The organism is Anaerocolumna jejuensis DSM 15929, assembly GCF_900142215.1.
GTDB classification, from domain to species: domain Bacteria; phylum Bacillota; class Clostridia; order Lachnospirales; family Lachnospiraceae; genus Anaerocolumna; species Anaerocolumna jejuensis.
The window spans coordinates 93,267-108,534 of the sequence record NZ_FRAC01000022.1 but is presented as its reverse complement, the minus strand read 5'-3'; the positions used below and the strand labels follow the sequence as shown (position 1 = coordinate 108,534).

10 protein-coding genes and 1 riboswitch are annotated in these 15,268 nt (G+C 40.0%); all 10 genes read right to left on the bottom strand.

Features of this window, described 5'->3' with window-relative positions:
* Positions 1-23: 23 nt before the first annotated feature.
* Positions 24-302 carry a 30S ribosomal protein S19 gene (rpsS, locus tag BUB77_RS19980; RefSeq protein WP_073278612.1) on the bottom strand — a complete coding sequence of 93 codons (279 nt, stop codon included), beginning with the start codon at positions 300-302 and terminating at the stop codon, positions 24-26.
* A gap of 17 nt (positions 303-319) precedes the next feature.
* Positions 320-1,162, bottom strand: a complete 843-nt coding sequence (gene rplB / locus BUB77_RS19975) for a 50S ribosomal protein L2 (RefSeq protein ID WP_073278611.1) — start codon at positions 1,160-1,162, stop codon at positions 320-322.
* A 129-nt stretch (positions 1,163-1,291) separates the two neighbouring features.
* Complete coding sequence (gene rplW, locus BUB77_RS19970) at positions 1,292-1,591, bottom strand: 50S ribosomal protein L23 (RefSeq protein ID WP_073278610.1); 300 nt, start codon at positions 1,589-1,591, stop codon at positions 1,292-1,294.
* A complete protein-coding gene (gene rplD, locus BUB77_RS19965) occupies positions 1,591-2,211 on the bottom strand; it encodes a 50S ribosomal protein L4 (protein WP_073278609.1) in 621 nt (206 codons plus the stop codon). Before rplD ends, rplW begins: the two co-directional genes overlap by 1 nt.
* A gap of 27 nt (positions 2,212-2,238) precedes the next feature.
* Entirely contained in the window at positions 2,239-2,871 is a 633-nt protein-coding gene (gene rplC / locus BUB77_RS19960; RefSeq protein ID WP_073278608.1) for a 50S ribosomal protein L3, read from the bottom strand.
* Positions 2,872-3,059: 188 nt separating this feature from the next.
* Entirely contained in the window at positions 3,060-3,377 is a 318-nt protein-coding gene (gene rpsJ, locus BUB77_RS19955) for a 30S ribosomal protein S10 (protein WP_073278607.1), read from the bottom strand.
* 1,042 nt (positions 3,378-4,419) lie between these two features.
* Complete coding sequence (locus tag BUB77_RS19945) at positions 4,420-5,241, bottom strand: transglutaminase-like domain-containing protein (protein ID WP_084124500.1); 822 nt, start codon at positions 5,239-5,241, stop codon at positions 4,420-4,422.
* A 14-nt stretch (positions 5,242-5,255) separates the two neighbouring features.
* Positions 5,256-5,345: riboswitch (cyclic di-GMP riboswitch) on the bottom strand.
* Positions 5,346-5,716: 371 nt separating this feature from the next.
* Positions 5,717-10,327 (bottom strand): collagen binding domain-containing protein, encoded by a 4,611-nt coding sequence (locus BUB77_RS29220; RefSeq protein WP_084124498.1) that lies wholly within the window; start codon positions 10,325-10,327, stop codon positions 5,717-5,719.
* Between the two features lie 651 nt (positions 10,328-10,978).
* Entirely contained in the window at positions 10,979-12,100 is a 1,122-nt protein-coding gene (locus BUB77_RS19910; protein ID WP_073278605.1) for a response regulator, read from the bottom strand.
* Positions 12,097-15,255 (bottom strand): hybrid sensor histidine kinase/response regulator, encoded by a 3,159-nt coding sequence (locus tag BUB77_RS19905; RefSeq protein WP_073278604.1) that lies wholly within the window; start codon positions 15,253-15,255, stop codon positions 12,097-12,099. Before BUB77_RS19905 ends, BUB77_RS19910 begins: the two co-directional genes overlap by 4 nt.
* Positions 15,256-15,268: the final 13 nt, after the last annotated feature.

Genomic DNA, 15,268 nt, shown 5'->3' with positions numbered 1-15,268 from the left:
CCTCCTTTCAATTCCAAGTTACTTTATCTCTTTGTCTTCTTTTCGTCTTTTCCGTGTCCTCTGTAGGTTCTGGTTGCAACAAATTCACCTAACTTGTGGCCAACCATGTCTTCTGTAACATATACAGGCACATGTCTTCTGCCGTCATGTACAGCAATGGTGTGTCCAACCATCTGGGGGAAAATCGTAGAACGACGTGACCATGTCTTAATTACAGACTTATCACCTGCTTTATTCATAGTATCAATTTTTCTAAGCAGATGCTCATCCGCGAACGGTCCTTTTTTTAATGAACGAGCCATAGGTTTAACCTCCTTAATTATTTAACAGTTTTACCGTCTCTTCTTCTTACAATCATCTTGTTAGACGCTTTGTTGGTTTTTCTGGTCTTTAAGCCAAGAGCAGGTTTACCCCAAGGCGTTACAGGACCCGGACGACCAATACCGGCCTTACCTTCACCACCACCGTGAGGATGGTCGTTAGGGTTCATAACGGAACCGCGGACTGTAGGTCTGATACCCATATGACGTTTACGGCCAGCTTTACCAAGGTTTATTAATTCGTGGTCAATGTTGCCCACCTGTCCAATGGTAGCACGGCAGATGATAGGAACTAATCTCATTTCACCGGAGGGAAGACGAAGTGTTGCATACTTTCCTTCCTTAGCCATTAACTGTGCTGAGTTACCAGCGGAACGTACTAACTGGCCGCCTTTTCCGGGATATAATTCGATGTTGTGGATCTGTGTACCAACAGGGATATTCTGAAGAGGTAAGCAGTTACCTACTCTAACTTCTGCAGTTTCACCGTTCATCAGTGTAGCACCTACCTGTAATCCGTTAGGAGCAAGGATATATGCCTTCTCGCCGTCTGCATAGCAGATTAATGCGATGTTTGCTGTTCTGTTGGGATCATATTCGATTGTCAGGACCTTTGCAGGTACTCCATCTTTTCTTCTCTTGAAATCTATTAATCTATATTTTTTTCTAGAGCCGCCGCCCTGGTGTCTTACTGTAATCTTTCCCTGATTGTTACGGCCTGCATTCTTGTTTAAGGAAACAACTAAGGATTTTTCAGGTTTGGTTGCTGTAATCTCTGAAAAATCGGATGAGGTCATATTTCTTCTGGAAGGTGTATATGGGTTAAACTTTTTGATTCCCATCTTTTGCACTCCTTTCGAGCAATTATTTTATTCTGTTATCGGCGAATAAACACCATAATTTATTATCCGTCCTGCCGCTGGCTTTACAGCCCGCTAACATATCAGCAGCCCGGATTTCTTGTTTTTCTCTTATAATCCGGAGAAAATCTCAATTTCAGGACTTTCAGCAGTCAACTGAACAATTGCTTTCTTTACTTTAGAAGTCTTACCTGCTGTATTTCCACGTCTGCGGTTCTTTCCGTCAAGGTTCATGGTGTTAACACTTACAACCTTAGTTCCTGCAAACATCTTTTCAACAGCTTCTTTTATCTGATTCTTTGTAGCATTGGGATGAACAGAGAATGTGTACTTCTTATCAGCCATAGAATTCATGCTTTTTTCTGTTACGATTGGTTTTAAAATTACATCATAATATTTTAAATCAGCCATTATGCGTACACCTCCTCGATTTTTGCCACCGCATCCTTGGTAAGCACCAGTGTATCGTATTTCAAGATATCGAATACATTGATAGTTCCAGGAATTGCTGTAAGCACAGTGGGGATATTTCTTGCGGAAAGAACTACATTCTCATCCTTTTCTCCAGTAACCACAAGTGCCTTGCTCAGCTTTAAATTATCAAGAATCTTTACAAAATTCTTTGTTTTCACATCGCTTAACTTTAATTCATCTAATACGAAAATCTTCTTCTCTTCCACTCTGGAAGTCAAGGCAGACTTAAGAGCAAGCTGCTTTTCTTTCTTGTTCATCTTAAATGAATAATCTCTGGGCTTGGGAGCAAATACAACTCCGCCGCCTTTCCACTGAGGAGATCTTGTTGAACCCTGTCTTGCATGACCGGTTCCCTTCTGTCTCCAGGGTTTTCTTCCGCCGCCGCTTACTTCTGCACGGGTCTTGGCGCTCTGTGTACCCTGACGTTTATTTGCCAGCTGCTGAACAACTGCCATATGAACCAAATGATCGTTAACTTCTACTCCGAAGACAGAATCGTTAAGTTCGATAGAACCAACTTCTTTGCCTTCCATATTATAAACAGATACGTTTGCCATCTGTGTCGTCCTCCTTTCTCAAAGCTTCTAGTTTGCCTTTACGGTATTCTTTAACATTACTAAAGATTTCTTAGGTCCGGGAACGGCACCCTTAACTAAAATAATGTTCTTTTCTGCATCAACTCTTACAACTTCCAGATTCTGAACTGTTACCTTTACATGACCCATGTGACCAGGCATGTGTTTTCCCTTGAATACACGTCCGGGTGTTGTAGCAGCACCGTTGGAACCTGCATGTCTGTGGAATTTGGAACCGTGAGCCATAGGTCCTCTGGACTGTCCGTATCTCTTGATTGCACCCTGGAATCCCTTACCTTTTGATTTGGCAGTAGCATCAACTTTGTCACCTTCTGCAAAGATGTCAGCTTTGATTTCTTGTCCTACTGCGTAATCAGCAGCATTCTCAAACTTGAACTCTTTAAGATGTTTTTTGTTTGCAACACCTGCTTTTGCAAAGTGTCCTTTTCTCGGTTTATTAACCAATACTTCGCGGATATCTCCGTAACCTACCTGAACGGCGGTATATCCGTCATTTTCAACAGTCTTAATCTGTGTTACAACGCAAGGTCCTGCCTGTAATACAGTTACCGGAATCAAGCTTCCGTTTTCATTGAAAATCTGAGTCATTCCGACTTTTGTCGTTAAAATCGCTTTCTTCATTACTTGCACCTCCTGTTTAATCTACAGCGGATTACACCATGTGCTCAGCAGCACTTCGTACCATGGTACTTTCAGTACTGCACACTACGTGCAATCATCCTAGATGGTCTACCTTGGTGCGGGTTCTCTAATGAACCTTACCCTATATATAAACCCTAAAGGATTTTGTCTTCACTTGCTTTTGATGATTATTTTGCCTTCATCTTGATGTCGATGTATACACCGGCAGGCATTTCTAATCTGGATAATGAATCCACAGTTTTTTGAGTAGGTGTGATGATATCGATTAATCTCTTGTGGGTTCTCTGCTCAAACTGCTCTCTGGAATCCTTATATTTGTGTACCGCTCTAAGAATCGTAACTACTTCCTTCTTAGTAGGTAGGGGTACAGGTCCGCTCACCTTTGATCCTGTCTTTTTTACAGTCTCGATGATTTTCGCAGCTGACTGATCGATTAACTGATGATCATACGCCTTCAATGTAATCCTCATTACTTGACTTGCCATAAAAAAAGTCGCCTCCTTTTCGCACTTAATAGCAGTACGACAAGCGGTGACTGTACACTGGGCCGTGTGTGTCCCGTTCATAAGATTCTTCTAAAGCTTGCCATAGCTGGAAAGCCCAAAGACCTTGGGTACTCACACTCATCTGCTTGATACTCTTTTGCAGAATTTTAATTTGTACAGTGACTTGTCGCCAGTTTCATAACTTGACATTCGCTCCACGGAAAACCTACATTATATGTAGCAACCTCACGCTTCTACGCTATCAATGTCACAACAGCACTATTATACTATAGGAAAATCAATAATGCAAGAAATATTTTATATTTTTTACATTTTAGTTTATGCTTAACCTTACTTGCATTTAAGTCTTTGGTAACGGACGATGGTTTCTGGTTCCATTCATTCCTTTTCTCGTTCGGAGCTGATAGCTCCTGTTCCAATTCCACTAAAATGCCAGCCGTTATTCCTGGAAGGTTAAATTGCACCAAACTCGCTTCACATTTACTGGGTATATTAACACTGTGAGCTCAGACAGTGGTGTAATTTAACCTAGTCATAACGGCTGCCATTTAAGTGTCATAAGGAACCCCTCAATAGAAAATGAACGAACGGAACCGGAAACCATCTGTGCTTTATCTTTAAATTTCATGAATAGATGCGCAAGGCTGAACCAATGTTATTTAGTTAAATTCAATGGTTAGATTTCTAAATGGGGTCTGACCATTGAATTTAACTAAATGACATTGAGGCTGAACTGTAACTCATATTATTTTTACAAGTTTTCAGTTATCATATAATAAAATTTTTCGATACTAATTTTTGAGTTTTTTTGATTTTATAGTTTGGAAGATGCAAGGAATTTTTAAACTAATCTTAGCAGTATAGCAGGCAAACCTATTATAACCAAATCTTTAGCAATATGCATTTATTAAAATCACCCTATGCCTCACATAAAATTCCATATAAAAAAGTATTAGCGTTAAGTGGGAACCTTATCCGCTAATACTTTTACTTTCTTTAATAAATTTAATTGAATTACTGCTTAGTATAATTTTTCAGTTGAATACCGGTTGACTTTCTTTGATATAGCGCTCATGGAACTTGAGCTTTTGCTTTGTGCTGCATCAATGGTGGTATCAACCGTTATCCACTTATCCGTTTCTTTGATGTATACCTGATTCCAGGCATGGTATCCCACGATGTCCTTGGAGGTTCCCATCAGAACCTTTGTTGGTATTCCAACACTTCTTAGCATGGATGCAAACAGTATTGAATAGTCATAGCAAATTCCTGTTTTCTGCTTTAAGGTGTCATCCGGATCGGATAAATAGAAGCTTTGTATTTTAGCTGCCTTTTTAAAGTCATATTTAATATTTTTTACTATGTAGTTGTAAATCGCAAGGACTTTCTCACTATCCGTGGTACTGTCTGCCGTCAACTCTGCTGCTTTCTTAACAGCCTTACTGGCAGAATCGAAATTTACGATTACGCTGCTCTGCAAATATAAATTTTTAACGTCTTTGGTTTTATACTCAATGGTTTGTTCTGCGACCGGCGTATAGTTCTGACCGCCAAGAGGTGCAAGTACCTGAATGGTATAGGTTCCTTCTCCTCCCTGCAGTGGAACTCTGATTCCGTAGGTGTAATCATATGTATAGACGGAGTTCCCTTTTTCAGTCCTTACTACATAGGAATCCGATTCCTTTGCAGGATATTTAACTGTTATAATTCCATTGGCTAAGTCACTTTCATCCAGATAATTATCCGTTCCCGATCCCTCTGCTAATACGGAGATTCCAGGGACACTTATGAGCAGCACGGCTGCTAAGGCTATGATTATAGTTCTTTTTATAAAATTGTACATAAAAATACCCTCCTTTCGGTAGCTGGCTGTCAACCCATTTATTACATGGGGAAGACCCTATAGCTTTGCGTCACCAGTTTTCACTGGTTTTGCCTTTATCGGTGGAAAGCACCGAAATTAACATACTTTAGAAAGCTATTTATTATATTCGTTAAGCACTAAATGAATATAATTTCAAATCCGATAGAATGTGATATTGATTACCATTATCGATGTGATATACTAACTTCCTTTAATACATATAACATACCATATCTTTTAAATTTTGTGAATAGTATATTTAAACAAATATTTATAATGCCATCCTTATTTAATATATATTACGCCCTGTTATTTATCCTATTTCTCTTTCTTTCTGAAAAAAGCTGCGGAACCGTCTGCTTTCATGCCAGAGAACTTTCTCTTGCAAGAAAGCAGATGTTCTGCAGCTTTCCAGTTATATCTTGATTATATAATTTCTAGTCCTTATATCTAACTATTTGCTGTTTCTCAGCTTTTTCTTTCTTCCGGCAAATGCAATTATTCCTGCAACTATACCGGTTACCGCTACCGGAAGAACGGCCATCGGAATTTTCTCTCCTGTCTTAGGTATGTGGACTCCCTTTCCGTTATCGTCAGAGCCCTTCTTACCATTATCCGGATTACCAAAGGGAACCTTATTCACATCAATGTGAACAACTACTTCTTCCTTTTTACCATCAGGGTGAGTTACCGTTATGGTAAATTCATCTTTACCTGTGAATCCAGGCTCTGGCGCGTAGGTCCATTTTCCATCCTTATCCACTGTTATTTTACCGTTATCAGGCTTCTGTCCGGGTGATGCCGTCGAGCCTTCCGGAACAGGCACCTTTCCGCCCTTCGGTGTATTTTCCGGAGTGATTTCAATAATCGGCTTCGGGGTAGGGGTGGGCGTCAGCGTCGGCTTACTGCTGGGAGCCGGAGTAGGTGTACTGCTGGGCATCTTTGTCGGAGCTGGTGTAGTACTTACAGTTGCTGTCGGTGTAGGCGTAGCACTAGGTGTCTTTGTTGGAGCCGGTGTAGTACTGACAGCTGCCGTCGGTGTAGGTGTAGGAGTAGAGGTTGTATTGGTAGAACCCGTTGGTGTGGGACCGGTTGGTGTATTGGTAGGCACTGTTGGTGTGGGGCTGACCGGTGTACCAGTGGGTTCTGTTGGTGTAGGGCTGGTTGGTGTACCAGTGGGCACTGTTGGTGTGGGGCTGACCGGTGTACCAGTAGGCTGCTTACTTGGCTCTGCAGTTGGAGTTACAGTTACCTTTTGATTCTTTACTGTTACTTCAAATTCCATTTTCGTATTATCAATTTGAACCTGAATCGGTGTGCCTGCCACATATCCATTAGGAGCTTTCACTTCAGTCACTGTGTAAGTATCAAACTTTAAATTGTCAACCGAAGCCGTTCCGTTACTATTAGTTGTAATATTGGCAACCACATTTCCTGCTGAATTTTTGATTTCGAATTCTGCTCCTTGAAGCTTCTCAGTAGAAGTTGCCTGATCTGTCTTTTTAATAATAAGCTTACGATATTTCTGGTTTGTAACTGTAATAGCATTAAATTTTGATGTATCTAATGTAACCGGTAACCAGTTCACGGAATTATTGAAATCAGGCAATTGATAACCATCCGGAGCTACTATTTCTTTTAAATAATATTCTCCATTAGTTATTCCCCCTCTGTTGATTAGAACTGTAACAGTTCCATCGTCTCCAGTTAACAAAGAATCATACACAATTTCATTAGTTCCTTTTTTTAACAGTTGGAATTTTGCTCCTTGAAGCTTTTTATTAATGTCCGCTGTGTCGACTTTTGTAATGGTAAACTCGCCTTTTTCTCCGCTGGCAGATCCGCTGGAAGATATTTTCTGAACAGGTATGGATTTTTCCTCATTATCATTGGTGGTAGTAATTCCATTTCCTGAAAACTCCACTTTATTGCCTAAGGATGCACCATTGGCAACGCTATCCAATATTTTTGTGGCATAGGTTATCCTATATTCATTCTTAATTTCTCCCATGAACTCCAGATGGAAAGACTGAACCCTTGTAACCGGATCCTCAGTTATATTAAGTTTGTAGGTGGTATCCCCTGGAAATACTTCTGTATATCCCCCGCCAGTACCAAGTTTTTCTACCCTAATACTGCCATAAACATAATTATGTCCTGCTGACAGGGTATCCGTAAGAACCGCATCCTTTATCAAGGATAAGCTTGTGTTGAACTGTATTGTCCAATCAATATAAGGTTTAGTGTCCCTTTGTTTACCCGTTTTTTTCAGGAAAGTATTCTGCTGATTATTCGGAAAAGTAACCTTTTTCGTCATTGTGTCTGATACAGGCGTTTCACTGCTATCTCTGGTACCTGTAACCGTTGCTGTGTTCATATACTCCGCTTGTGACTGGTTGAGTAGCTCTGTGGTATAAGTGATACGGTAAGGAGAGGTTACACTTCCAAATTTGATAACAAAACCGTCGTCATCTTTGGTAATTTTGATTCCAGCAGATGAGAGATCAATCACTTCAGAACCAGGTGTAGCTTTTCCGTTACCACTTATGGTCAAATTATATATTTTTATGGAGTCAGCCTTTAATTTCAATTGACCGTTATCCCATCCGTTATCAGTAACTGTAAAATTATTCAATTTTTCAGACAAATAATTCACATCAATATTCCAGTCAATTTCTCTTTCCGCCCTGCCAGCACCATTTAAAACTGCAGTACCATCCTTAGCTCCATTATGAGAGGCCGCATCAATTATTCCTTGAAATTTAACATTGTCATCATCTGTTTTATGGCCTGTTTTTTCATCCCATTGTCCAACAGCAGTATTTTGATATCCTTTTAATACATAATTTTCCTTCTCAGACCATTCCCTGTCAAAACTGGTTTTATATTGTATTGTATATACCCCATTTTCTACATCATGAAGAAAACTAATTACAAACCCACTCTTCCAATCTGGATTAGGTGAAAGAGTATAGTCTATACCCTTTCTCAATGGTTCACTGTCCCCAACCTTAAGTACGATAGCAGAACCAGATACCAATTCCAACCCACCGTTCACTTTCTTGTCAGTAGGTGATTGAGAAAAAACTGTTTGAAAAGTATCTATTATTTTTAAGTTCTCCATAGGTTCTTTCTTTGGATCAATTGTTATTTCCCATGAAATGGTTTTATTTGCATAATCAACACCTTTAATAGCCTTATCTACGGTATTTTTTATTAAAGGTTTTTTGGTAACATCCCATCCATTTAAATCTTTTTTACCATCTCCTATACCAATACCTTTGCCGTCAACGGTTCCTTCCAAGGTTGCCTTATTGCTATAAGAAGTCAGATTGACATCGTTTATATCTGTTCTGTAAGTTATGCGGTAAGCACCGGTTATTTGAGATCCAAAATTTATTTGATACCCATCCGTAGTGTCAGTAATGGTATAATTTCCGGAAATGTCTCCTCCAACCTCCGTTGCAGTACCCGTAGATCCTATATTTAATTTAACTATCTTTAAATTAGTAACCGGTTTTTTTAATCCTGATCCGATTACATCCTTTAATACAGGATTATTTATTAATTCTTCTTTTGTATTAATATCAATTGTCCAATCAATGAATTTTGAATTGTAATCAATATAATCTGCTCCAGATTTAAATAAATAAACTCCCCGCTGTATATCCACTGATGCCTTGGCCGGACTCTGATTCAGAGGACTTGATTCATCAGTATCATAAATGTTGGCGGAATTTATGAATTTCTCTTGGGTTCGATCCGTAATATTGGTGGTATACTCCAGCTTATATGCTTTGGTTATCGAATCATCAAATGTTACTTTCAGCGGATTTTTAGTAACATCCACCGTATAACCTGTAGTAAGAGCCGGACCATCATTTATCCATTCACTTCCATTGTATTTAATCGGTATAACCTTCACAGGCTCCTGCAGTGCAAGTCCCTCTGGGAGATCATCCTCTATGATTGCCTTGTTTATTTTTGTTTCCCCCAAGTTTACATAAACCGTCCAGTCTACACTTTTGGGATTGTATGCCTGACCAAGTTTTGCACCTTTTTTAAGTACAGCCCCTCTTGGCGTCTCTACAGTCCAGGGTACTTTCTCAATAAGCCCCTCGGGGGTATTTGGTCTCCCTCCGCTTAATTTCACTTCATTCGTAAAGGAAGTTTTCCCTACACCCTCCGGAGCAATAGTTGTTCTATATTTAATACGGTATGCACCATCAATCTCGCCAAGCGCTATCTTCAATTCACCTGCTGTACCGCTGTTTACAATGCCAGTTATGGCAGAACCTGTTACTGCCGCGTTTCCATCCAAGCCCACAGCCAGTTTCTGAATTTCAATGGAATTTTCATCCAGTATAAGATTTTCCGGTATGCTATCTTCTATCACAGCATTTGTAATATGTTCCAGTTTCTTATTCAGGTCCACTTCCCAATCTATGTAAGATGCATTTAAATTTGAGTTCGCATTACCTTTTTTGGTCAGTGTTTTATCTACATTCTTTGGTTGAAACTTTACATATGTTATAGCACTTCCCGAAACAGGGAAGACAATCTGTACAGGGTTGCTTTCTCCTGAGGGAATTGTAAAATTCAGTCCTGAGATTGTTACTGTACCTTTAACATTCAGTTGAGTTGTTGCATTAAACGTCAACTTTAGATTTCCATTATTTGAAAAACTGTAATTACCTATCGTTTCTCCATTTGATACCAGCGGCCCACCTTCATATCCAGAAAGCCCCTGAAAATACTGTACTGGAAAGGGTACTTCTATATAACCCCCTGTATTAATATTCGTAGAATCCGCTAGTTCCCAATTAATAGATAGTTCTACCTGGGAATTCTGCCCTATAGGATCCTGATTTACGTTATCTGCGGTTATTTCCACCCCGTCAACCTTTAGCACCACCGAGGTAATATATGCTTCTTCCGGTGAAAGCTGCCTTGATTCCTCCTCGGCATATGCCATACCAGGTAATGCACCAACGCAGAGTGATAAAAGTAAGGTAATAACCAACAATTTGCTTATACTGATTTTTATCTTTTTACTAATGTTCATCTAATCCTCCTTCTTATATATTAAATATTTCTGGGTGTTGCATAACACCACATCCCGCATAATTACAAGATATTTTCTGCTATAAACCAAACAATTTCCCACTGATTTATGTAAAACATAAGGCCAGTGTAAACAATATCCACAACCTCAGAATAGTTGTACTGATACTGTTTCTTTAAAAAATATAAACCTTGATAAATTGTTCCCCAATCCTTCCGGCATCATCTAAAGGTCTCTACGAAGGTGTCAAAAATTATCTTAGGCCGACAACCTCAAAAAGCGGAAGGATATCTTGCATCTATTATGAAAAGGCTCTGCTGACAAATAAATGCATAATTACAAATTTATCCGATGTTTAAAAACATTAACAATACTATATTCAGCATACCTTTAACATTGTAGTATATTATACCTATAGGCACTGAACAAATTCTAAACAATAAGCATTCCTATTTTGTATTATAGGAAAAAATAAAAAATACCTCCACACAAAAACAGCATAGTTAACCTTTCAGTTAATAAACTATTTTTACTGAGGTATTCTTCGATGAATACAATCCAAATATTTTGACTGCAGAAGCAATAAAATTATGGCTTGAACTTAGAAAAAGATAGAGAAAATGGAACAATGAAAGTACATTACAGCATAATTTATTCATTTTTAATATGTTTCCGATATAATTCAATTACTTTTCTTGATGGTGCTATCCCTAAGTCTTCCCATAAAATCTTACTATAATATTTATATACTTCAACCATTTCCTTTGTATTTCCTGTCTCCGCATAATAGTTTATCAGCATAATAGTATAAATTTCGTTATAGGTATCCATTTTGAACATTTTCTGCAGACAGTTTTCAACTACTTCATTTTGGGTTTTACCCCCATTCTTTTCAGCATATCTTTGCAGACATTTTAAATAGGTATTTTTTAAGCTCTGCCTCTCATAAATACACCAGTTATACTCATCCAGCTCCAATAAATCTCCCTCATAAAGCAGCAGTATTCTTTTCATCTGATCAGGACTGGGTGCGGGCTCCTTTAATAAGCCTTCCAATTCTTCCAGATCACTCTTGATTGGCAGGGCTAAGACATATTGGTCATTGAGATACTGCAATCCATCCTCAAAATGCAATTCCTTAATAACCTTTCTCAGCTGATAGACCGTCGTATGCAGCAGAGCTGTACCCTTATCCAGAGCCGCCTCCGGCCACAGCTCTTCCAGGATGCGGTACTTATTTACAGGCTGTTCCCTGTTCATCCAAAGGTAGCAGAACATTTCCTTCACTTTTTTTGTGCGCCACCGCACAGGCATTGCTTCCTCTTCTCCTGCAAACACCTGAAATGCTCCCAGAGAATGAACACGGATATTGACCTCATTTACAGTTAAATGGGATTTTCGAATTCTTTTCAGGCTTTGTCTTTCCTCTATTTTTTGAACCGCTTTCATAAGCCTGGTCAGTGTTACCGGCTTAACCAGGTAATCCAGGGCATCCACCTCAAAGGCATCTACCGCATACTGGGAATAGGCCGTAACAAATATAACCTCCGGAGAGGCATCCATATTCAGCAATTCCTGGGCAAATTGTAAGCCATGCCGGCCTCCCATCTCAAAATCTAAAAAGACGGCATCTGCTCCTTCTGTCTTAAGCCTGACCAAAGCCTTCTCCGGATCCGTATATTTGCCCAGAATCTCAACATTATCTATTTGGCACAGCATTCTTTCAAGAACTTCCAATGCTATTTCTTCATCATCCACCAACAGTACCTTCATAGTTTCACCTTAGCCGTTTCCTGCTCAATATTCTTTGCCCGATTCTGCTTTCTTTGAAATGGCATATTCCTTAAATTGATTGTGATACAGGTTCCCTTACCCTCTTCACTTTCCAGGGTCAGGTTCGAGTTCTTCATCAGCCTTATCTTTCTTAAAACATTCGAAAACCCGATCCGGTTATTTTTCTCCGCTAGAAGTTCTTCCTGCTTCACTTTTGGAATTCCCATTCCATTATCTTTTATCTGTATTATGATTTCGTTTTCTGCTGTCTCTTTAATGGTTATTTCTACCGTAATCCTTCTGTTATTGTCCAGGACACCATGCTGTACGGAATTCTCTACCAGAGGCTGCAGGGTCAGTGCCGGTAATTCAAAATCAAGACTTTCATCCAGGTCATAAATAATTTCCAGGCGTTCCTTAAAGCGCATCTTTTCAATGGCCAGGTACGCCTTCATCAGCTCCACTTCCCTCTCTACGGAAACAAATGAATTATAGCTGTCAAAATCCAGCTTGGCCCGGAAATAGGTAGACAGATATTGCAATGCCTCACAGGCCTGCTCTGCATCCTTATAGCTTAATCCAATAATCGTATTTAAGGTATTATACAAAAAATGCGGCATGATCTGCGCATGAAGCATTTTGTATTCCTGGTTTATGGCTTCTCTGGCAGATTTCCTGACCAATAGCAGGGTTTCCACACGAATCCTTAATTCCTCCCAGGAAAATGGCTTTTGCATAAAATCATTTACTCCTGAACGGACTGATTTTTGCAATTCCTTGGCCTGCCCGGTTTCCGTCAGGATAATGACAGGAAGCTCCGTCATGGAATAACGCTCCCTTATTTTCAGGCAGGTTTCATAGCCTGCTGCATAATCCATGCCAAAATCCAGGATAATCAAATCGCACTCTTCCTTTGCTGCCAGGTCCAGTGCCTTATCATAAATGCCGCAAAGGATGAGGTTGTACTTTTCTTCACTGTTTAAATGCCTGACTTCCCTTATCAGCTGGTCATCCTTCATTACTATCAGCAGTGTTTCTTCTCTGGTACCTTCAAGTTTTGTATATCCCTCCTGATTGTCCTGACAGAGGTTTTTCTCTGCCGAAGCTTCTGACACTTCACTGCCAGCTTTCCTTTCATAAAGCGGCTTTTCCGTATGTCTGATTTCTGTCTTTTTCTCACCCAAGGGCATACTAAAGGTAAACCTGGAACCCTTCCCGGCTTCCGAAACCACCCATATCTTTCCCCCGAGGATTTCTATTAGATTTTTTGTAATCCCAAGGCCCAGTCCAAGGCCTTCCTCTTCGCCCTGCTTTTTTCCCTGATAAAAGGGGATAAAGATAATCTCTTTTTGCGCATAGGGAATCCCTATTCCTGTATCCTTTACCGACAGAAATGCTTCATTGCCGTATATAGCAGCCGATATCTCTATCTCCCCTGTTTCCGTAAACTTAACCGCATTATGAATCAAATGATAAAAAATCTGTCTCAGCTTTACCTTGTCACTCCTGATTCCCGGAAAATCTATCGGAATTTTTCTGACAACCTTTAAATCTTTTCTTTCATAAGCCAGATATTCAAGCTCCGCTATCATAGCCTCAAGGCTGTCCCTGTCTATATTCTCCTGAACAATTTTTATATTCTGATTATCTCCAGAGGCTTCCAGCATTTCATCCAGTATACTGTAAATATGCTTACCTTCCCTGTTAATCTGCATAATATTCTGCTGCTGATAGATGCTTATAGAACCTTTTTCTCCTTTTAACAGCTCTTCTGATAAACTGATAATGCCATTTGCAGGCTTTTGCAGCTCCAGGGAGGTCTTTGCCAGGAACCGGTCCTTTAACTGGTCATACACCAGTAATTGGGAGGATAGCTGGTCAACCTTCTGAAATGCGGTCTTACTGCGGTAATACATAAGCACAATTTGTGTCAGAATCAAAGCCAGCATCATAACTGTCGGCATTTTTCCCACATTTATATCCGTTAAGAAGTCAAGCAGTAAGGAAATAAGATAACATCCAAAGGCTGTGATAAATATTATGACATATTCGGCATACTCCATTTTCTTCCGGGATGCCCTGTATATAACAAGCAGGATATAGGCCAGAGTTACGGCAATTACCGCGGCAAGGGTAAGCTTATAAAGATAGAAGGAAATTCCCATGACCGAAACGGATGTGAATGGCACCCAAATCAGAACCGGTCCAACAATATTCAGGAGAATCCCTAAAATAACAACAATTTTTCTTTCCGAGTACTTTTTAAAATAAGAGTTTATTAAAAGCAGAAGGCAGAAAAATGAAATAAAGGTAATCTGAATCTGGAATCCGTAAAACGTTGCCGTATTTCCAGGCATGGGGAGCAGGTCACTGATCAGCCTGTCACCGATGGTTGAAATATAGATACCCTGCAGAATGAGAAATACTCCAAAGTAAAAGGAATGCTTTGAGCCCTTTTTTATTAAAAAGGAACCTGCCAGGCAAATACCCGCGACCATACAGCAGGATATCACAAAGAAATCCACGCTCCTGTCCAAGTCTCTGCTTTTCAGTATCTCTTCAGACCTTCCAAAATCAAAGCCCTGTAATATTCCTCCCTTGTAAGAGTCATATGTACTTACCTTGACTACCAGCTCCATCCTTTTTGCAGATGAGCCGGCAAATCCGGCAAGTCTCCTTATATCCGGCATAAAGCCTTCGGCCTCGTCCGAAACCCGGCCGCTTTCGCACACTTTTGTGCCGTTCATATAGATGTCCGCTGCAGACTGTATCCCATCGGTTTTAATTCCGTAGCTCCCATCCTCCGGCAGATTCAATAGCAGCCGAAAGGTACCGGAATTAAAGGGCTTTGACTTATAAGCCCCATAGTTTCTCCAATCGTCCGGCACCTTTACATACCTTCGGTATTGCTCGTATTCCTGAAAGACATCTTCGCCCTGCTTTGGGGTAATCAGTTTTCCGGGGTAGAATTCCCAGGTACCTCCGATTTTGGCCAGCCCTTTCCTGGCAAAATCCCAGTCTGCCAGGGAGAGCACACCATTACTGGCGGCTGCAAGATTTTTATAATGTGGATTATTCAAGAGAACCAGGCCCAGTATATTAGCTGCCAGAATTACAATACAGATAATAATTGAAGATTTTTTTTTAATTTCCATCCTGTCCTCCCAC